Origin of the sequence: Runella salmonicolor, from assembly GCF_024158025.1 — a bacterium.
Classification (GTDB): Bacteria; Bacteroidota; Bacteroidia; order Cytophagales; family Spirosomataceae; genus Runella; species Runella salmonicolor.
The window spans coordinates 362,907-383,409 of record NZ_JAMZEL010000004.1 but is presented as its reverse complement, the minus strand read 5'-3'; the positions used below and the strand labels follow the sequence as shown (position 1 = coordinate 383,409).

The following is a 20,503-nucleotide window of genomic DNA, read 5'->3' as shown; positions in this document are numbered from 1 at the left end:
ATTTTTTAGGCAATCACCTCTGTTTTTTACCAAAATGGTTTAACTTTGTGGAATGGAGAGCACTGCTAAAATATATGTTGCCGGTCACCGAGGAATGGTAGGCTCGGCGCTTGTACGACGCTTGCAAGCCGAACGTTATGAAAATATAGTAGTTCGCACCTCACGTGAACTGGATTTGCGTAATCAACAAGCTGTAAGTGATTTTTTTGAGACCGAACGTCCCGACTACGTCTTTTTGGCGGCGGCAAAGGTAGGTGGCATCATGGCCAACAACGTCTATCGTGCGGAGTTTTTGTACGATAATTTACAGATTCAAAATAACATCATCCACAATTCATACCTTACGGGGGTGAAAAAATTGATGTTTTTGGGTTCGTCGTGTATTTATCCTAAAATGGCTCCCCAACCCCTCAAAGAGGATTACTTGTTGACTGGGCCGCTTGAATACACCAATGAGCCCTACGCCATCGCGAAGATTACGGGCATCAAGATGTGCGAGAGTTATCGCAAACAGTACGGCTGTAATTTTATTTCGGCCATGCCAACAAACCTCTACGGGCCCAACGACAACTACGACCTCAACAACTCGCACGTGCTGCCTGCTATGATTCGGAAATTTCACGAAGCCAAGGTAGAAGGCAAGCCTTTCGTTGAATTGTGGGGAACGGGCTCGCCGCTTCGGGAGTTTTTACACGCCGATGATTTGGCCGACGCCTGCGTCTACCTGATGAAAACCTACGATGGTGAACAGTTTGTAAACATCGGTGTAGGTGAAGATATTACCATCAAAAACCTCGCCGAGCTTATCAAAGAAACCGTAGGCTACGAAGGTGCATTGCACTGGAATACCGACAAACCCGACGGCACGCCCCGCAAACTCATGGATGTGGGCCGATTGCACAATATGGGTTGGAAACATAAATACACCCTCGAAGAAGGAATCCGAATTACGTATCAGGATTTCTTATCCAAAGTTGAAGAATACGCTGTATAACAAAATTGCCCCGCCAGAAAAGCGGGGCAATTTTGTTTATATCTTTTATCGAATCTGGAGGTATTTTTCACCTACCATCATCATCCCAACTCCCCCACTACCTCTTCGATGGGCTTCGCTTCAGGGAAGAACGACAATATTCTAGTTAAAACCCCTTCGATAATCGCATCTGGACACGAAGCACCGCAGGTAAGCATCACCGTAACTTGCTCCTTTTGAGGGATAAAATTTTCGGTCACTTCCTCCTTTTTTTTATGGAGATTATAGTGCTTGATGAGGGTGTTACTGAGAATTTTATTATCTGACTCAATAAAGTAAGTCGGCAGTTTTTGTTCACACAATTCTACAATGTGTGACGTGTTGGAGCTATTGTAGCCACCTGCTACCAGCACGAAATCAGCTTCGTGTTGCAGTAAAGCGTAGGTTGCGTCTTGGTTATCATTGGTTGCGTAGCAGAGCGTGTCACGGGTGTTGGCAAAATGGTCTTCCACTTGCTGCGGTGCCAGTTGGTAGTGCTGTATCATTACCCCTTTTAGATAATCCGCAATACCCTGTGTATCAGAGGCCAACATAGTGGTTTGATTAACCACACCTATGCGTTGCAAATCCTGCTCCGGATCAAAGCCCACCGAATATTGCCCCCTAAATTCTTCGAAAAAATCTTCTTTTGACCCCTCTCCAGTAATGTATCGCGCCAATCGCTCGGCCTGTTTCAGGTTTTTAAGCACCACTGTCGGTGCATTTTCTTTGCTGTGCGAAAACGTGGCCCGAGTTTCTTCGTGCAGTGGTTTTCCGTGTACAACAATGGTATAGTTTTTCTGACCAATTTGGGTGGCACGATTCCACACTTTTTCTACAAAAGGGCAAGTAGTATCGTATTGATAAGCATCAATTCCCAACAGTCTCAACCGGTTTTGGATTTCGACGGTAGTTCCAAACGCTGGCACAATTACAATATCATCGGGGCGTAGTTCTTCCCACGGGATAATCTGCCGCCCAGTGGTTTCCATTAAAAACCTAACTCCTCTTTCCAACAAGTCCCGGTTTACGTCGGGATTGTGAATCATTTCGCTCAACAAAAAAATGCGCTTGCCCGGATTGTCAGCAATGGCTTTATAAGCAATTTCGATGGCATTTTCGACACCATAACAAAACCCAAAGTGCCGTGCAATCAGAAACTTTACGGGGCCAAAATCAAGCACCGTTGGCGAAAAATCGCGTTTAAGCTTATCGTTTTTTCGACGCAGCTCTTTGATGGGCGTAATGATGCGACTACGGTAAAAATCAGGTATGTGGAAGGTCTTCATGCTGTTGGAGCAGAATTACGCGTTCGTTGAAAATAATCGTTTCGTTGCAAAATTACAACGAACGTATATATAACACGCTACATTTCTGCTTTGTTTCAACCTTTCCTCAAAATACCTGCTCATTTACTTTGATTTGAGCCTCGGGGTTGAACTGGTACGTGTAGCATTTGTTGTCGGCTTGGGTCTCCACAATTCGGTAGCCACGGTACGATACGCCCCAATTTCCACCGTAATGACCGTCGAAAAACGCGGGCTTTGAAGTGGTTTTCCCCATATCAATGGCATGGTCGTGCCCGTGAAACATGGCTTTCAAATTTGAGTACTTCCCAAGCATTTTTTCTAATTCGGGGCATTCGGTACCGTGTTCAGACCACATTTTAGCAGGAATATGCATAAACAAAAACACATTTTCCTTCTTGGCAAACCCCGCCAACTGCTTGTCTATCCACGGAATATCGGGGCAAAGGTATTCGCCTTTTATGTTGGACGTGTCGGCCAGAATGATGGCGTTTTTCCCTATTTCAACCGCATGATTGAGGTCGTAGCCCCAGGTAGCGCGCCATTGCTCGGGTGTTACGTGGTCGTGGTTGCCGCGCGTCACATAATAAGGAAGCCCAAGACTGTCAAAAACTTTCTTTACGTCGGGCAAAAACGCTACGTTGTCATGAAATAAATCTCCGTTAAAAACCACAAAATCGAGCCGTCTTTCGGCATGTTCTTTTTGCAGATTCTTAATGATATTTTCGTGGTAAAGCTTAAAATCTGTTTTTGGCTGCCCATAATGCCCGTCGGATGCAACGGCGAAACGTAGATTTTTGGCGGATTTGGCCGCAGGTTTTTGGCATCCAAAGGCCAGTAATCCAACCGAAAGTTGGAGAAATTCTCGACGACGAAGCATAGTGTTTCTAGTTTTTTTAGCTATTCCAGATTTCCCAGGCTTTTTCAGCCTGTAATTGAAGCATTGGCAGACCGTTATGTATTTGGCCCCCCTGCTCTTTGCCTTTTTTCAGGAAAAGCGTTTCGGCTGGATTGTATACTAAGTCGTACAGTAAATGATTTTCCCCCAGCAGGTCATACGGGATAGCGGGACACTCCTCAGTCTTGGGATAGGTGCCAACGGGAGAGGTATTGATAATCAGCAGGTGTTGAGCAATGACATCTGCTGTTAGATCATGGTAAGAAATAGCGGCAGACTGATGTTCTGGTTGTCGGGAAACAATGGTGTACTCAATCTGAAGGTCTTTCAACGCGGCCAAGACGGCTTTTGCCGCCCCACCATTGCCCAACACCAAGGATTTCAATTGATTGGGAACGATTTTTAAATTCTCCAACCATTGTTCCAACGAAATTCGGAATCCGTAATAATCAGTATTATAGCCTTTTAATTTACCATCAGGAAGAAATTTTATCGTATTGACCGCGCCAATTCGCGCCGCCGAAGCCGCGTCGAGTTCATCCAAAAAAGAAATGATATTTTGCTTATGGGGGATGGTTACATTCAACCCCGACAGGTCAGGGTTTGCCTTAATCAATTCGGGAAAATTATGGTAATCGGGGAGCTCAAGCAACTCATAACGGCTGTTTTCAATCCCTTCTTTTTCGAATTTTTCGGTAAAATATTTTTTAGAAAAAGAATGGGTCAATGGGTAACCAATCAAACCAAATACTCTCATTATTGAACAATTATCAGTTTTTTATTTCTTCTAAAACCTTGGCTTTCAACGTGTATTACGTAAACACCTACTGGCAAAGCGCTAAAATCAAATAGCTTTTGATTATCAAAAGACGGTACATTAATGATTTGAATCGGTCTTCCCATCAAGTCGTATACTATTAAGGTGGCATTTTTGAGAATCTCCTGTGTTTCGACTATTACTTTTCCATCCGACGAAGGATTTGGATACACTGCTATACCATTATTATCGGCCTCCAGAATAAAATCAAATACAGAAGATGTTTTTGAAACGCACGTCAACGTTGAGCTGTGTTGTACAGATGCGGTCACGGTAAACATTCCTGATTGATTTACCCTTATCACTGATTTTGTCTCCCCCAAGGTTTGGCTACCTGATTTCCAAGCATATACCGCAGAAGCGGTTGGATTGGAGACTTGGAGGGTATAAGCCCCTATTTTTTCAATGACTGGAGTCAGCGGCAGGGCTTTTACATCAACCCGTGTCGGTCCAGTAAACGGAGATAAACAACCGATTCCGTCCCGGACGCGTGCGGCATAATTGCCAGATTTAGTCGCAACAATCCGCTTACCTGATTCTCCCGTGTTCCAGAATACATCATAATTTGTTTCTACTCGAAGGCCGACCTGGTCACCGTCGCAAAAGGTTAAACGTCCTTCAGAAATAACGGATGGAACGGGCGGTAGTTGATTTACTCGCACATTGACGGGTTCTGAAGCGGGAGAAGAACAGCCAAATTGATTCCGAATTATCAAGGTATAATTTCCCGCTAAATTGACGGCTACACTTTTGGTATTGGCGTTGTTTGACCATTGATAGGCGCTTGCATCGGGTGCGGTCAAGGTTACACTTTGGTCCGCACAAATGGTTGTAGGCCCTCCCACCGAAATGGTAGGCCGCCCTGGATTTGGATTAACCACAATCTGAATAGGGGCCGATGCGGGAGAGGTACAGCCCGTAGAAGGCTCAAAAACCGTAGCCGAAATGCTTCCTGCACTATACACTCTGATGCTTCTGCCTCTATCGCCATTGCTCCATTCAAAAATATTACCGCCCGATGTAATTGTCAACACCGTATTGTCGGTGGCGCAAAAAGTGGTAGGTCGCTCATTGACCACCGTTGGCGCGGCAGGCAGGGGGTTGACCTTGACAGGAAACGCATCCGAAACCGAACGGCAACCATTTTTATCTACGTAACTCACATTATAATTCCCCCCAGTAGTTGCCGTAATTGTTTGGCTATTTTGGAAATTATTCCAAGTAATGCCAGTGCTGTAATTAGTGGTTAAAGACACTTGCCCACCCTGGCAAAAAGTGGTTGGTCCAAGAGCGGTAATAATTGGTTTAGCCGGCAATGCATTGACCGTTATCGAAATATTGTTGGACGAAGGCGACTGGCACCTGTTAGCGTCAACCGTCCTGACCGAGTATCGCCCTGGAAGGTTGACAATTACGCTTTTCGTACTTTGCCCGTTGCTCCAAATGTATCCTGTTTGGTCAGACGAGGTAAGGGTAACTACCTCATTTTCACAAATGGTGGTGCTGCGGTCGGCAGTGATGGTCGGTGGAGCTGGCAAAGGATTGACTTTTACGGTCACCACTTCCGAACCCGGCGAGGTACAGCCGTTGGCATCGGTAACGGTCAATGAAAAATTACCCGCTTTTAGAATGTTTATACGACGACCGCGTGCGCCGTTGCTCCAATTGTACTGAGCAGAACTGCTTGAAGTTAAAATGGTACTATCGCCGTCGCAAAAGACCACGGGTCTTTCGGGTGTAATGGTGGGCGCGGGTGGCAAAGGATTGACGGTTACTGTAATATTATTTGATATTCCGTCGCAGCCATTTGCATCCCGAAAGCGAACATTATAGGTCCCTGAGGTGGTTACTTCAATGTTTTTTGCTTGTTGACCTGAGCTCCAAATATTACCAGATTCATAATTGGAAGATAGCGTTACGCGCCCTCCTTGGCAAAACGACGTGTTTCCAGAGGCACTGATGGTAGGGGCCGCTGGGGGCGCATTGACCTGTACATTTACGCTTGTCGGCTCAGACGTACAGCCTTTGTCATCTAGCACTCGCACCTCGTACGTGCCGCTGCTGCGAGCCGTTACGACCTGTCCTCTGTCGCCTGTCGACCAACGATATTCTGCGGCCGAGGTAGCCGTCAGATTAACCGACTCCCCCTGACAAAAAGTAAGTGGCCCCGAAGCCGCAATGGTTGGCTTTTGGGGCAAAGGAGAAGAGAAGGACGTAACGTTGATACTAGCGGAGCCTTTGCAACCGTATAAGTTTTGGGTCGAAACGGAATAAGTGCCCGATGCCGATACTTCTATACGTTGATTCGTCGAACCAGTATTCCACTGATTTCCAGTCGCTCCGCTCGAAATAAGCCCCACGGTGCTCCCTTGGCACAGTGGCAATTTTCCGTCTACTGAAATCGTAATTGGAGCGCTTTGCAGGTCATTAGGAACGGTGATGTTTGGGGTATAATAGACATTTCCAGCACCGTCTCTTACGGTGGCTTGATAATTTCCTGGCCCGAAGTTAACCGATGAGCCATTGGCACCGTTATTCCATTGAACCGATGAAAAGGGACCTTGTACATTTATATTCAACTGGTTTCCACCCGCGCAGCTAACCGAAAAACTCGGAAATGTTCCAGTTTGAGGAAAACAGGAATTAAAAAAGTTGTCGTCCAAGGCTGAATTCCAAGCACCCGCAGCATCTGACAATCCACCGTTTTGAAAATGGAAACCGTCAGGACGTGGCGTTTGAATATTGTCAGTAGAAGGCCCAAAAAATACGGAATTGCCCCCCAAAACGACCTGATTTTGCCCGTTAATAATCTCCTGATTGCTTCCTTTGGAGTTATAATAGGAGACCCTTGAAATCACCCAGCCTACGTTTTTACCAAAATGTTGACGGGATTTTTCAATGATTCTGCGCAAATTGGATTCGTACGTTCCAGCAGAATTATTGAGCAAGTTGTCGGCTTCGCCTTGGTGCCAAAGTACCGCTCTGATTCCCGTAACACTCGCGTAATAATTGAGGGACATCCTCAAATTCCCGTAGGGCTGCCCTGGAGGGTAAGAATCATTGATATAAATACTATTAGTAATGCCACCATCCACGGTTTCACTCCAGTTTTTGGAGGCAGTTCCTTCCCATGCGGCATTATAAAACAACACAGGTACATTGAGACGATTGGCAATCATGTCACCCAAACGCCCCCAACACCAGGAAGAAAGCCCTCGGGGGCCCACATTCCCATTGTCGCTCATTCGAACAAAATCAGGCTTAGGAAAGGAGTTATTCTGATTATCGTTATTTCGATAATTAACGCAGTTGACGCGGTCATCTCCTGGGCCAGGCGCACCATAGTTAAAAAATCCCTGTGCGTTGGATTGGCCAGCCACTAAAAACACCTCCCCCACTCCCACGCGTTGTAATTCGGCCGTACTGATGACATTGCCGTTTACCATACCTCTGACCTGCAGTTCGTACCATCCGCCCCGCACCTGAATAGTACCCGAATAAAATCCTCCCTGCGGGTTATCCTTAAGAAGGCGCCAATCCGTTTGCTCCCCTTGTCCGGGACTCATGGGTACCACCCTTACCTCTACTCGGTCAATACTCTGGGAGTATTGACCAGTGACGTGAATGATGCCGTTCCCAAAATTGTCACGTTGAAATACGATTCGACTGGTAGGAAATGTGATGTTTATCTGTGCGAAAATGGTCAAAGGAAATAGAATACACGCAAAGCTTTGCCAGAGATTCCTCAGGTAAAAGTTCAATTTCATTTGTTCAGTATTTGGTGGAATATATACTTTCTAAACTTACTTAAACGCCACTAACTTTTCAATCCTTTGGAGCCTCAATTAATACTGCCTACTTACCACACGCCTTTCAACGGCACACCTAAGGATTTAAAGTTTTCCAGATTAAATCTTTTAATTCACTGATTCCTTCTTGGGTCACTGATGATATATATACGTGTGGAATATCACTAGGAACCGTTTTCATTATCTCTTTTTTTGTTTCCTCGTCAATCAGGTCCCCTTTTGTAATAGCCAACAATCGTTCTTTCTCTACCAACGACGGATCATACAACTCCAACTCATTCAACAATGTCCGGTATTCGTCACCGATATTGTCGCTGGTAGCAGGTACCATAAATAGCAAAATAGAGTTTCGCTCAATATGCCTTAAAAATCTCAACCCCAACCCTTTACCTTGCGACGCCCCTTCGATAATTCCCGGAATATCGGCCATTACAAACGACTTATAATCCCGGTATCCTACCACCCCCAAATTTGGGACCAAAGTAGTAAATGGATAGTCAGCAATCTCTGGCCGCGCCGCCGATACCGTTGAAAGCAACGTTGATTTACCCGCGTTCGGAAACCCAACCAAACCCACATCGGCCAACAGTTTCAATTCCAACACAATCCACTCCTCTTGCGACGGCTCCCCGGGTTGGAAGTGCTCGGGCGTTTGGTTGGTGGCGCTTTTGAAATGGTGGTTTCCCAACCCACCTCGACCGCCTTTAAGCAAAATCACCTCCTGCCCATCCTCGGTTACTTCCGCCAAAATCTCCCCTGTTTCGGGGTTTTTGGCGATGGTACCAAGCGGCACTTCTACTATGACGTCATCTCCTTGCTTTCCGTTGCAACGGGCCCCGCTTCCAGCCTCTCCGTTTTCGGCCCGGATATGTCTTTTATACTTCAAGTGGAGCAGGGTCCAGTGCTGAGAATTGGCCTTCAGAATCACGTGGCCGCCCCGGCCTCCGTCACCACCATCTGGCCCTCCTTTATCAACGAATTTTTCTCTCCTGAAATGCCGTGAGCCAGCTCCTCCTGCTCCAGAGCGGCAGCTGATTTTAACGTAATCTATAAAGTTTGAACTTGCCATTTTGACGTGTTTATCTTCCGAAAGTATCGGAAAAATTATCTTTTAGTGAATTTAGTACTTACTATTACCTAACTCCTAATAGACAACAATGATTCTTTGATTGCTTATTTTACAACAAAAAAACTCGTATGGAATGCCTCTAGGCACAGCCACACGAGTTACAAATTTGGGAAAGAAACGGCAGAGTCTATGTGTATGGACCCCTAAAATTATTATTCGGTATCGATGGCCGAACACAAATTATTAAAAATTTCCTCGATTTGACCGATTCCATTTACCACGGTCAGCTTGCCTTGCGCTTGGTAATACGGCAATACATGGACGGTCTTGTTAAAATATTCGTCAATTCTTTTGACCAATTTATCTTCGTCGTCATCGGCACGGCCACTCACTTTTTTGCGCTCGGCAATGCGACGTTTGAGTTCTGCCTCATCCACATCCAACTGGAGTACCGCTTTGATATCACTGTTTTTTGACGCCAAAAAAGCATCCAAGGCCGCAGCTTGGGGCACCGTACGCGGAAAACCATCAAAAATAATGCCCTTCGCGTCGGGATTTTTTTGAACTTCTTCTTCCAACATATCAATCGTGACCGAATCTGGCACCAAAATCCCGTTGTCAAGCAGGTCTTTTACGCGTTTTCCTAACTCGGTTTGTTCTTTGATGTGCATCCGAAACAAATCACCGGTTGAGATATGAACCAACTGATATTTTTCGATGAGTTTTGCAGCTTGGGTGCCTTTGCCCGCACCCGGAGGGCCAAAAAGTACAATATTAAGCATCTGACTGAAAGGGCTTTTGGTGGAGGTAGAGCTATGTTTTTGAGGTTTGACTGCGCAAATTTACAATTTCATCACACTACTCAACGGTTTTCGGGTACAAATTAAAAAAGGATTTTGCTAAAATGAGGTAGTTTGAGGAGAAAGACCCCGAATAATTCAAATAAAAAGCAATTGCTTTTCAAATTTTAAACACAATATCGCAATCAGCAAAAAGAGGCTGCCTTGCGTAAGGCAGCCTCCTCTAGGTACACTTAATTAAGTTTAAGATTACTCAATCACAATGCGTTTTACGGCACCGTCTTCGTTCTGAACTACGTTGACAAAATACGTTCCTTTGGCATTTTTGCCCAGTTCAAGTTGACCCACATAATCACCCGAAAAATCTTTCACTTCTTTGCGGCTTACCTGCTTTCCTTTGGTGTCGGTCACGGTGATGGTCACGTCGCCTTTGTTGGGGGCGTAGAAGCGGAGGTTGAGTTCGTTTTTGTCGGGGTTGTTAGGGAAAGCCTCCAAACCGCGAATCGACGCGGGCTTGCCTGAACCCCCAAGATTGATGTCGCTGTGCCAAAACTCACGGAATTTGGGTTCAAAATCGCGGCTCCAGTCTTCCATGTTGCGCTCCAATTTTCGCATTTGAGGCTCAATTCTTTTTTCAACGCGCTTCATACGGTCAGCAAATGCCTCTTCGTCAAAGTCAAACCTAAAATTGTGATTGTAGTTGTAGTTATCCTGACGGTCTTTTGGGTTGGACTTGTAAATTTTTACGCGCTCCTTTTCTTCTTTTTGCTTCCGCACAATTCGGTCGTCGTCATACCGACCGTCATGGTCTGGGTGTCGGCTGTCGCCTTCTTCAATTTCTATGCTCAATCGGCGGTTGGTGGCGTCTTTGCCAGTACCTTTCAATGAATCCACAATGGCCTTCACTTTGGCTTCCCGCTCAGCTTCCGAAAGATTATTATAGGTATACGAACGCTCAACGATTTCGGTTTTACCGTCTTTTTCTTCGCTCATGCGTACGCGAACGGTTACTTTGTCTTTGGCAGAATCTCTCGCTTCTTTCTTTTCCTCCTGCGACAGCGCCGTTGTGGCTACTCCCAGCCCAGCGACCAATGCGATTAATGCAAATTTTGTTTTCATGCGTTTGTTGTTTTAAGGCTCAAAAGTGTTTAAAATTTAAAAAGTCGCGGTGTTAAATTTTCTTAAATTGTGTTAAAGGATTGGTTGAATTACGTTATTTTGAATGGTAACAAACCAAAAGTCACGTTTTAGGGAAAGAACGTTGCATGGAGTTGAAAAAAAATGATGACCACCCAAAAAATACGGTTGTTGATTACGCTCATGGGCCTCGCGGCGTTGGGGTTGATGGGATTTCAGTGGCATTGGATTACAAGTGCGCTGACGCTACGCAATGAGCAATTTGACCTGAAAGTGTCGGATGCGTTGCAGGATGTAGTTCGTAAATTAGAAAAGCAGGAAATCATTTATTTGATTCGTCAACGCGAACAAATCGAACAACAACAGCGCAAATTGGAAGCGTTGAATAAAAACCGACTGGCCAAGTCGAGCCAGTCGCCCAAACACTCTTTGCCCAGCGAATATGCTTCTAATCGCGACGACAAACTGACTGGCTCTAATCCCACCGACGCACTCACCCCGCGCAACCGCTCCATGACGGATTTTCAGGCCAACCTCATCAACGAGTTTTTACGCCAACGCAACAGCGAATTGCCCCATATTGAGCGTTTTTTGCGCATTCATGCCGAACAAGAACGAATATTTGACGCGTGGTTTAACCAAATGGACCACGCATTTTGGCCCACCGATAGCACCTCCAATGGCTCAGTGTTGATGACGGTGCGGTCGTCGGTGCAAAAGGCGCGTCAAAACGCTGAAAATGAGCCGCCGACCTACCTGCCAAATCGCGCTAAGACCAAAGAAAAACTGCTTAAGGTGGCTTCTGCATCGCAGAGTGATTTATTGAAAGATGTGTTTAAAGATTTGCTTTTCAGCAAACGTCCGGTGGAGCAGCGCGTCAATCGCATTATGCTTGATTCACTGCTGCGAAAGTCGTTGCAGGAGCGCGGCATCGGAATTGCGTATGAGTTTGCTATTCAGAACAACGTACATCAAAACATCATCTTTTCAACGGCATCTTACCGCCCCGATAGCGCTGATTCAGAACTATTTAAGGCAAGTTTATTCCCCAATGAGCTCAATACCATGCCAAGTAAGCTGCTGGTGTATTTTCCCGAACGGCAGGCGTTTATTTTGGAAAACATGGGCTTTACCCTCATCAGTTCGGCCTTGTTGTTGCTTGTTATTTTGGGTTGTTTTTACGTAGCAGTGGCAACCATTCTGAAACAGAAAAAACTCTCGGACGTCAAAAATGACTTTATCAACAACATGACGCACGAGTTCAAAACGCCCATTTCGACCATTTCGTTGGCCGTAGGCATGGCGCGCGAACAAGTAGAAACGCAGGGCGAACCCCTCAAAATCAAACGCTATTTGGGCATTGTGCAGGACGAGATTCAACGTTTGGGTGGGCACGTAGAAAAAGTACTGCAAATGGCCTTGCTCGACCGTGGCGAAATAAAACTTCGGCCCACCACGCTCAATATTCACGACGTCATTGAAAAAGTCTTGAACAATCTGAGCGTACAACTAGAACAGCGGCAAGGAGAAGTGGAACTGAGTTTTGAGGCCGAGCAAGAAATCATTCAGGCCGATGAGCTGCATTTGACCAATATCCTCACCAATTTGATTGATAATGCCAACAAATACTCCCTTGACGCGCCGCCGCAGATTATGGTCAGCACCGAAAGTGATACCGAAAACGTATATATCAGCGTCACAGACCATGGCTTGGGGATGACTAAAGAACAGCAAACCAAGATTTTTGAGCCGTTTTACCGCGTTCCGACGGGCAATGTTCACGACGTAAAAGGGTTTGGATTGGGGTTGAGTTACGTCAAAAAAATGATTGAAGCCCACGGCGGCCGCATCGACGTCAAAAGCAAGCCCAGTGAAGGCAGTACCTTTACGATTCAGTTGCCGTTACAAAAAGAGACTTTGAACTAATAACCCAAACAGCATGACGACCAAACTACCGCCTACGAAAATCCTCTTGGCCGAAGATGACCCTAATTTGGGGCAATTGTTACAGGAATACCTCACCAACAAAGGCTACAAAACGGATTTGGCCGTGGATGGCAACGCGGGTTTGAAGCGGTTTCTGGAAGGTTCGTTTGATTTGTGCCTGCTGGATGTGATGATGCCAAAAAAAGATGGCTTTTCGTTGGCCAAAGAAATTCGCCTCACCGACAAAGAAGTTCCCATCATTTTTCTGACGGCCAAAAGCATGAAGGAAGACACTATTCAGGGTTTTAAAGCGGGTGCCGACGACTACATCACAAAGCCGTTCAGCATGGAAGAACTGTTGCTCAGAATACAAGCGGTATTGCGCCGTTATCAAAAAACCGCTCCAATGCATGAGCCGCAACTGAGTGTATTTCAACTCGGGAAATACACCTTCGATTTTGCGCACCAAGTCCTTACCCAAAACGGCATCCCACAAAAACTGACGAGCAAAGAAGCGGCATTGCTCAAATTGTTTTGCGAAAACAAAAACCAACCTATTAACCGAAGTTTTGCGTTGAAGCTCATTTGGGGCGACGATTCCTACTTCAACGCCCGCAGCATGGATGTCTACATTACGAAGCTCCGCAAGCACCTCAAAGACGATGCATCGCTCCAAATCATCAACCTCCACGGTGAAGGTTTTAAGTTATTGGTTGATGAATGAGTTAGCGCGGCACGGCATAGATATTGATGTTTATATGCCATTTAGTTATGTCTTCTTTGGTAGGAATAGAAACAACTTTGGCGGTGGTATCAAACTCTTCAAAGTAAAAAATATCGTAACCGTGCTTGGCAATGGTTTCAAACAGCTCCATTTTATCGGCAGGGCTGTTGTGCTCAAAACTTTCGGCCACAATTACGGGCTTATATTTGGCAATTAAGTCCGAAATGGATTTGAGAATTTCCTTATCGTAACCCTCGGTATCAACTTTGATGAACGATAGTTTGGGGAGCCAATCTCCGTAATTCGCCTCCAAAAAACGCATCAATGGAATACCCTTTATTTTCTCGGGATAAACAAATTTCCCATGACGGCTCTCTTTGGTTGGAGAAATTCCGCCGTTGACAAAGGAGGCCTCTGAAGAGATAAAAAAGAACTCTTCTTCCTCTACCGAAATTGCAAACGGTAGGGCATGAATGGACAGTTTGTCTTGGTTAAGGGTCGCGTTTTCCTTCAGTATTTTAAACACGTACGGATTGGGGTCAAAGCCCAGCGCCAAGCCTGATTTTCCCGCTGCCAGTCCCATCGGTACGGTGGTATCACCGATGTTGGCGCCAATATCAATGACCAAATCTCCTTCTTTGATGAATTTTCGAAAAAAATCGACGGTTTCTTGCTTCAAGTCCAACCGCGTAGCCAAAGGATTGTCCCATTCTGCAAAATCGATTTGCCCGTCTTTCTCCAATTGGTAATGATTGATGAGCGAAGGATACTCTTTGGTATATCTTCTGGCTATTTTTCGACGGAAAGAGTCTCTGAAGTACTTGAACATCTATGATTGAGGTTTGGATTATAAGGCAATATTGTCGATAATTTCTTCATATTTTGCCTAACTGAATGAATAATTGGGTAAAACGAAAAAAGAGCCAAATAAACCCCTCAAATAGGATAAAAAAAGGTGGAAACCCTTTATAAGCCTCCACCTTTTTTAACTTTTTACTACTTCTATTTTTTACGTTTCTTTTTCTTTTCAATTACTTTTTCGGGTTCTACGGGCGGTGGTGGCGGCGGAATGCTCAAGTCTTTGACTCGGATATTCCGGAACCTCACCACATCACCGTGACCAAGAAATCCAATGTACCCCGACGTGCGGCTAAGCCCCGGATGGTCGCGGTGGTCGGCAGTGCCGTTTTTGGACGCTTCGGCCAAATCACCATCTAAAATCACGGTACCATTAAGGGTTACTTTGACCTTAGAGCCTTTGACAACCACTTCCTGCTCATTCCACTCACCGACGGGTTTGAGGTAGCCCCGCTTGGCAGCAATGATGCCGTAGGCCGAGCCGTGATACTGATACGGTTGCAGATTCTTATAGATTTCGGCCTCATTGTCCAGAATCTGCAATTCCGTACCCACGTAGGCGGCATCGCCCTGCAACGGCGCGCGAATACCCAGGCCATTGTTAGAGCCGGGCGTCAATTGGAATTCAAAACGGAATTCAAAATCGCTGTATTCGTCTTTGGTATATAGGTTGCCTTTGCCACCACGGTTGGGATAAATCACCATTGCACCATCTTCCATGACATAATCGGTGGTGTTGCCCATCCATTCAAACATATTTGTGCCATCAAACAACATTTTAAAGTTATCCTGTTTTTCCTGCTCGCTCAATACAAACGGCTTTGTTTGGGGCAATTCACGAACGTAAATGTCACGGTAGGCCACGAGTGTACCATGCGCCTGAAGTTCTAACTGCTCCATCGGAAATATGGGTTGCTTTCGGTCCCAATAGTTTTCCAGAATAACATTATCTACTACCAATTCACCATTGAGCCGCACCGTTACGCGGTCGCCTTTCATTTGGATGTAGAACGTGTTCCAATCGCCAATGGCGTTGTCGGCCAATTTAAGCGGCTTGCTGGGGTTCTTTTGGTTATTGTACAAACCTCCCGAGCCTACCTGCGCACCTACTTCTACGCGTGAGGTATCCCACACCTGAACCTGCGGCGAACCACGCAAATAGATGCCAGCATCACCTTTAGGTTCAATGCGCCAATCAACGTACATTTCAAAATCTCCGTATTTTTTAACCGTACAGAGATTATCACCATGACCCGTGAAGATGAGTTCGCCATCTTTGACAACCCACCCTTTCCGCATCACTTCGTCGGCTTTTGCCTGTTTGGCAGCGAGCGTATCGGGGTGCATTTTGGCCCGGGCAATGGGGTTGGCGACCAAACCTTTCCAGCCTGTCAGGTCTTTTCCGTTAAACAACGAAACGAACCCTTCGCCCGCTGGCATTTCGGCCAAATGCTTCCGAACGGCCTCTTTTTGCTCGTTATTGGCGGCAAAATTCAGGGCTTTATTTAACAATTGACGTACGGTATTCCCCTGAAAATCTTTGTTGGCTAATGCACTATTGATGACCACTTGCGCGGCAGTTTGCTGCAATTGCGTATCATCCAAATAATTACCCGCTAAAATCAACGCATTGAAGGTGCGATTGCGAACGAGTTCTTTCAGAATACTTTCTTTTTGGGCGGCTGTTTTAGACATATCCATCGCCTTACGCAGCATCAATACTTTTTGCGTGGGCGTTTGATTCAGCCGATTAGCCGCTTTGATATAGCCACTCACCGCTTGGTCAAGGTAGCCCGCATCGGTGGTGTTTTTCCCAATTTTATGCAGTTCAGAAGCAGCACTGGCATCTTTCCAATTGGAAAGGGCATTGAGGGCCGCGTTTTGCGTAGCGGCATCGCCATTTTGAAAGGCTGCCGCCACGGTTGATAATGCTTTTTTGCCACCGATATTGGCCAAAATACGCAAATAATTGGGTTTCTTATCCGTCGGTGCTGCATTCATCTGCTCCAATACTGTGTTGGTTTGTTGCAACGCATCGCCTGTTTTCTTTACCACGGCCGTTATGGCTTCCTGCGCTGAAAGCACCTCTTGCGGAGCCGAAACACTATTCAGTAGCCCCACCAAGGTAGGCAGGTCTTTTGACACCGAAACGCTCTTAAGTGCCGCAAAAGCCGCTGCTTTTACGTTGGCATCGTTGTTTTTTAACTGTGCCAAAACCACCTCTATTTTGCTGTCGGCCGCACGCGCCGCCAATACTTCGAGCAATGCGGGCTGTGCACTTGCAGGCATGGAAGGAAGCACGGTCGCGATTTGGTCTACCACTTTATCTCCTTTCATGACGAGCAACGCATTTTTGACGGCAGTTACTTCATCTGGTGTGCCTTTTTTCAGGACTCCCAATAAATTAGGCAAAACACCTTCCTGCCCAATTCTTCCAGCAGCCTTGATTGCCGCCAATTTTACACCACTTTCTTTATTGGCCAGATTTTTAAGGATAACTGGCAATGCCGATTTCGCTCCCGTTTCTCCCAATACCCCAATTACCTCGGCTTGCGCAACGGGCTTCAAAGTGGGCATGGCTGCCAAAAACAGACCAGTCGTAGCAGGGGTAATGTATTTCTGCGCGTATTTCAGGGCCGCTACCCGGTAATTGATATCAGTGCTTTGCAACGCTTTGATTAGTACAGGAACACTGAATGCACCCTGTGCATCGGCCAATAATTTCAATGCCGCCGAGCGCGTGGGCGTTTGGGTGGCATTTTTCAACAATGCCGTGGCCGCTCTTACCGTCAGGGCTTTGTTCCCATTCTCGGTCAATCGCCCCAAATAAGTAAGGTAAGATGATGTAGCGTTGGCTTCATTATACCCGTAAGAGGCCTTGGCCGCCTCACTCATCAAAATACTTTCTGACGACGGAGCACCCATCATTGCCAACGCATAAAGCGCTACTTTTTTGGTTTTTAGGTCGCTACTTGAAGCTAGTTTTTCAATGGCGGGCGCGGCTTCCGCAAAGCGGGTGTCGCCCAAGGCTTCTACAATGGAAATCTGAGCCTCTCCAGAAGCACCCTTAAGTGCTTTCAACAAGGCCTGACTCGCCGTTGAAGAGCCTATTCTTGCCAAAGCCCTAGCGGCAGGACCACTTAATCTTTCATCGTTTAGATAAGTAGACAATGGGCCGACACTTTCCTCTTTGCCCACCTGTTGAAGTTGAAAAATAAGAAAGGCTTGGTTGTCTTTATCGGTCACTTTACCCAAGGCTTCGGCATAAGCCTCAGCGGCCATTTTCCGCCATTCTTCCTTGCCCGGCTGCATGACAAAGGATGAAAATCCACCAAGCGCGTATTGAACTTTGGCGTTATTTCCTTTGGCCGAAGGCACCAACCCCGAGGCCAATTGAACAATACCCGACTTACCCAAAGCGGCCATATCGTCCATGTTTTTTTGCAACTGTTTGGCATTTTGGGCAGGAAACTGTCCCAACAGCGTGGTGATTCGGTTGTCAACCTGCGCCGTGGCTATCGACCCGCTCACCAAAAGAGCAATCAGTATATATTGTATTTTTTTCATAAATTCAGGAAGAGAATTGATTCAATCATTTTGCACAGTTACGCTTTGTTACATGGTCCAAGGGCCACGCATGGGCTGATCTATGAGGCGATTGGCCCCTTCATCGTCCACGAACAACTGTTTTACAGGGTCAAATTTCAACGAGCGCCCCAAACGCAATGCTGTCAATCCCATGTTGACAATGGTACAGGAACGGTGGCCATTTTCTTCGTTCAGCGCAAATTTCTGACGCTTTTTCACGGCTTCCACAAAATCCGTTACTTGGGGCTCCGAATCGGGAAACGCCGCGAGTTTTTTCTCTAAATCAGGAATATCAGAGCGGAAATTGGGGTATAGTTTCCCTTTAGGCCCTTCGATGTAAGGAACACTTTCATCCTTGCCTTCTCCGTCCAGAATAATTTTACAGCCATCGGCGTAGGTATATTCAATGCGACGCCACGTACCCACGGCATCGGTGTGTTGCTGCGGCGCGTCAATTTCTACGCTGATGGGACTGGTATCGTCTTTGCCCAAAAAGTACTGAATAGGGTCTAAATAATGCTGCCCCATGTCGCCCAAGCCACCGCCGTCGTAGTCCCAATAGCCACGGAATGTGCCGTGTACGCGGTGCTCGCTGTAGGGTTTGTATTGCGCGGGTCCGAGCCACATGTCATAGTCCAGTTCGGCGGGGATGGGTTCAGGTTGAAGATTTGTTTTTCCGACCCAATAAAATTTCCAATCAAAACCCGTATGACGGCTTACCGTCACTTTGAGCGGCCAGCCGAGCAAGCCACTTTCCACGAGTTTTTTAATGGGTTTTACGGTGGTATTCATGCCATAAAAATTCGATTCAAAACGGAACCAAGTATTTAAGCGAAAAATACGACCGTGCTGCTGCACAGCCTCTACGAGGCGTTTGCCTTCTCCGATGGTGCGTGTCATGGGTTTTTCACACCACACGTCTTTGCCCGCACGGGCGGCATCGGCGGCGATGATTCCGTGCCAATGCGGCGGAGTAGCTACGTGTACAATATCCACTTCGGGCAGTTGAATCAATTCACGGTAGTCAGAAAAGGTTTTTACGCCCGGCTCCAACTGGTCAAGCGCTAGTTTGAGGTGGCGTTTGTCTACGTCACAAATAGCCACTACTTTGGTGCCAGCGTAAGGGATGTGCCCACGGCCCATGCCGCCTACGCCCACAATGGCTTTGGTCAATTGGTCACTGGGGGCTAAATAGCCTTTGCCCAATACGTGACGCGGTACAATCGAAAAGGCCGCCAGCGTAGCGAGTGAGCCTTTGATAAATTTTCTTCGGGAGCCAGAAACAGGGATATTTTCTTTCATAAGACAGCGTTATGCGTATTTTTCCTTAATAACAGTAAGATAATTAAAAGCCTTCATTACTCATTTTTTTTAAAAATAAGCGATGATTTTGCCAAAATAATTACAAATGAGGGGAGATATACACTTCTTTAGGAAGAGTACTGATTTAATCACAAAATGTACTAAGCAGTTCTTTTAGAAAGCAATAACAAACCGTGGATTTTAAAGGAGCGCCGCGCCAGTCCCGTTTTCAGGGGCAAAAATCACCTTACCATAATCAAAAGTTACGCCAGAGGCGGGGTCGTTGGAAATGAGCAAAGTGCCGTCCATGTCAACGTAGTCTAGTAACGGTAGAAGATGGGCAATGGCAGAAATTCCCACGCTCGTTTCGTTCATGCATCCCACCATGGTTTTCATGCCCAAAGCTTTTGCTTCGGCAATCATTCTACGGGCCGGCGTGAGACCACCGCATTTGGTAAGTTTGACATTCACACCGTGAAAATACCCTTGACATTTAGCCACATCTGCCTCTACTATGCAGCTTTCGTCGGCAATGCAGGGCAAAGCGCTTTGGTCAAAAACGCGCTTCATGCCTTCCCAATCGTCAGCCTTGAGGGGTTGTTCTATGAATTCAACCCCTAAGGATTTCAATTCATAGCTGTACTGAATGGCTTGGTCGGCCGTCCATGCGCAGTTGGCATCTACCCGAAAAATGGCATCGGTGTGTTTTCTAAGCTCTTTAATGATGGCTAAATCGTCGGCAGTGCCAAGCTTGATTTTATAAATCGGCCAAGGCAATTCTTTCATCTTGGCGACCATTTTTTCCACGGTATCAATACCGATAGTGTAGTTGGTCATCGGGATATTTTCGGCAGAAAGCCCCCATGCTTCGTACAACTTTTGATGCTTTTTTTTGGCCCAAAAATCATTTGCGGCCTCATCCAATGCACATTGGGCAAAGGGATTATTTAGAAGAAAAGGGTGAACAGATGCCCAAAAAGCTTCTGGAGACTGGAGGTCGTAGCTTTCGATGCGTTCGCGGATATTTTCCAGCGCTTCCACCATGCCTTCAATGGTAATGCCGTAGTATTTATTGGAAGTCGCTTCTCCAAATCCACTTATTGTGCCGTCGCGTAGTTCTACCACGAGCGTTGGCTGAACATCCCGCGAGTCGTGCGCAATGGTAAATGTATGACGAAGGCGTAAATCGAAGCGATGGAAAAAAAGTTGCATAGTCCCGAAGACAAACGTTTATATTCGGTAAATATACACGTCAA

Annotated in this window: 14 protein-coding genes; 3 read left to right on the top strand and 11 right to left on the bottom strand. The window is 46.3% G+C overall.

All coding sequences use genetic code 11. The annotated features are described in order from the left end of the window. Positions 1–52: 52 nt before the first annotated feature. Positions 53–994: a GDP-L-fucose synthase gene (gene fcl / locus NCI00_RS13010; RefSeq protein ID WP_253528174.1), complete on the top strand. Its 942-nt coding sequence runs from the start codon at positions 53–55 to the stop codon at positions 992–994. 80 nt (positions 995–1,074) lie between these two features. Here the strand turns inward: fcl and NCI00_RS13005 are convergent, their stop codons facing one another. The 7 genes from NCI00_RS13005 to NCI00_RS12975 form a co-directional block, all read right to left on the bottom strand. Beyond that, on the bottom strand, positions 1,075–2,301 hold the full coding sequence (locus tag NCI00_RS13005; RefSeq protein WP_253528172.1) for a 4-hydroxy-3-methylbut-2-enyl diphosphate reductase: 1,227 nt from the start codon (positions 2,299–2,301) through the stop codon (positions 1,075–1,077). A 106-nt stretch (positions 2,302–2,407) separates the two neighbouring features. Beyond that, positions 2,408–3,199, bottom strand: a complete 792-nt coding sequence (locus NCI00_RS13000; RefSeq protein ID WP_253528170.1) for a metallophosphoesterase family protein — start codon at positions 3,197–3,199, stop codon at positions 2,408–2,410. A 16-nt stretch (positions 3,200–3,215) separates the two neighbouring features. Continuing rightward, positions 3,216–3,974 carry a shikimate dehydrogenase family protein gene (locus tag NCI00_RS12995; RefSeq protein WP_253528168.1) on the bottom strand — a complete coding sequence of 253 codons (759 nt, stop codon included), beginning with the start codon at positions 3,972–3,974 and terminating at the stop codon, positions 3,216–3,218. Then, positions 3,974–7,801 (bottom strand): T9SS type A sorting domain-containing protein, encoded by a 3,828-nt coding sequence (locus NCI00_RS12990; protein WP_253528166.1) that lies wholly within the window; start codon positions 7,799–7,801, stop codon positions 3,974–3,976. The genes NCI00_RS12995 and NCI00_RS12990 overlap by 1 nt, the downstream gene beginning before the upstream one ends. Before the next feature lie 118 nt (positions 7,802–7,919). Continuing rightward, entirely contained in the window at positions 7,920–8,912 is a 993-nt protein-coding gene (gene obgE, locus NCI00_RS12985) for a GTPase ObgE (protein ID WP_253528164.1), read from the bottom strand. Positions 8,913–9,124: 212 nt separating this feature from the next. Further along, positions 9,125–9,694: an adenylate kinase gene (locus tag NCI00_RS12980; protein ID WP_253528162.1), complete on the bottom strand. Its 570-nt coding sequence runs from the start codon at positions 9,692–9,694 to the stop codon at positions 9,125–9,127. A gap of 267 nt (positions 9,695–9,961) precedes the next feature. Further along, positions 9,962–10,831: a T9SS type A sorting domain-containing protein gene (locus NCI00_RS12975; protein ID WP_253528160.1), complete on the bottom strand. Its 870-nt coding sequence runs from the start codon at positions 10,829–10,831 to the stop codon at positions 9,962–9,964. Between the two features lie 162 nt (positions 10,832–10,993). On the opposite strand from NCI00_RS12975, the gene NCI00_RS12970 reads away from it, so the two are divergent. Both NCI00_RS12970 and NCI00_RS12965 read left to right on the top strand, forming a co-directional pair. Further along, complete coding sequence (locus tag NCI00_RS12970; RefSeq protein ID WP_253528158.1) at positions 10,994–12,775, top strand: sensor histidine kinase; 1,782 nt, start codon at positions 10,994–10,996, stop codon at positions 12,773–12,775. 13 nt (positions 12,776–12,788) lie between these two features. Beyond that, positions 12,789–13,499, top strand: coding sequence for a response regulator transcription factor (locus tag NCI00_RS12965; RefSeq protein WP_253528156.1), 711 nt, complete (start codon positions 12,789–12,791; stop codon positions 13,497–13,499). A 1-nt stretch (position 13,500) separates the two neighbouring features. On the opposite strand, the gene NCI00_RS12960 is transcribed toward NCI00_RS12965, so the two are convergent. From NCI00_RS12960 to NCI00_RS12945, 4 genes are all read right to left on the bottom strand, one after another. Then, a complete protein-coding gene (locus NCI00_RS12960; protein WP_253528153.1) occupies positions 13,501–14,328 on the bottom strand; it encodes an FkbM family methyltransferase in 828 nt (275 codons plus the stop codon). Between the two features lie 173 nt (positions 14,329–14,501). Beyond that, complete coding sequence (locus NCI00_RS12955; protein WP_253528151.1) at positions 14,502–17,924, bottom strand: DUF1080 domain-containing protein; 3,423 nt, start codon at positions 17,922–17,924, stop codon at positions 14,502–14,504. Between the two features lie 48 nt (positions 17,925–17,972). Beyond that, on the bottom strand, positions 17,973–19,247 hold the full coding sequence (locus NCI00_RS12950; protein WP_166558671.1) for a Gfo/Idh/MocA family oxidoreductase: 1,275 nt from the start codon (positions 19,245–19,247) through the stop codon (positions 17,973–17,975). 201 nt (positions 19,248–19,448) lie between these two features. Beyond that, on the bottom strand, positions 19,449–20,459 hold the full coding sequence (locus NCI00_RS12945; protein WP_253528149.1) for a dipeptide epimerase: 1,011 nt from the start codon (positions 20,457–20,459) through the stop codon (positions 19,449–19,451). Positions 20,460–20,503 lie beyond the last annotated feature (44 nt).

Bases quoted from the DNA above. Each gene is read 5' to 3' on its own strand.
- fcl (WP_253528174.1), top strand. From the start codon at position 53: ATGGAGAGCACTGCTAAAATATATGTTGCCGGTCACCGAGGAATGGTA.
- NCI00_RS13005 (WP_253528172.1), bottom strand. From the start codon at position 2,301: ATGAAGACCTTCCACATACCTGATTTTTACCGTAGTCGCATCATTACG.
- NCI00_RS13000 (WP_253528170.1), bottom strand. From the start codon at position 3,199: ATGCTTCGTCGTCGAGAATTTCTCCAACTTTCGGTTGGATTACTGGCC.
- NCI00_RS12995 (WP_253528168.1), bottom strand. From the start codon at position 3,974: ATGAGAGTATTTGGTTTGATTGGTTACCCATTGACCCATTCTTTTTCT.
- NCI00_RS12990 (WP_253528166.1), bottom strand. From the start codon at position 7,801: ATGAAATTGAACTTTTACCTGAGGAATCTCTGGCAAAGCTTTGCGTGT.
- obgE (WP_253528164.1), bottom strand. From the start codon at position 8,912: ATGGCAAGTTCAAACTTTATAGATTACGTTAAAATCAGCTGCCGCTCT.
- NCI00_RS12980 (WP_253528162.1), bottom strand. From the start codon at position 9,694: ATGCTTAATATTGTACTTTTTGGCCCTCCGGGTGCGGGCAAAGGCACC.
- NCI00_RS12975 (WP_253528160.1), bottom strand. From the start codon at position 10,831: ATGAAAACAAAATTTGCATTAATCGCATTGGTCGCTGGGCTGGGAGTA.
- NCI00_RS12970 (WP_253528158.1), top strand. From the start codon at position 10,994: ATGATGACCACCCAAAAAATACGGTTGTTGATTACGCTCATGGGCCTC.
- NCI00_RS12965 (WP_253528156.1), top strand. From the start codon at position 12,789: ATGACGACCAAACTACCGCCTACGAAAATCCTCTTGGCCGAAGATGAC.
- NCI00_RS12960 (WP_253528153.1), bottom strand. From the start codon at position 14,328: ATGTTCAAGTACTTCAGAGACTCTTTCCGTCGAAAAATAGCCAGAAGA.
- NCI00_RS12955 (WP_253528151.1), bottom strand. From the start codon at position 17,924: ATGAAAAAAATACAATATATACTGATTGCTCTTTTGGTGAGCGGGTCG.
- NCI00_RS12950 (WP_166558671.1), bottom strand. From the start codon at position 19,247: ATGAAAGAAAATATCCCTGTTTCTGGCTCCCGAAGAAAATTTATCAAA.
- NCI00_RS12945 (WP_253528149.1), bottom strand. From the start codon at position 20,459: ATGCAACTTTTTTTCCATCGCTTCGATTTACGCCTTCGTCATACATTT.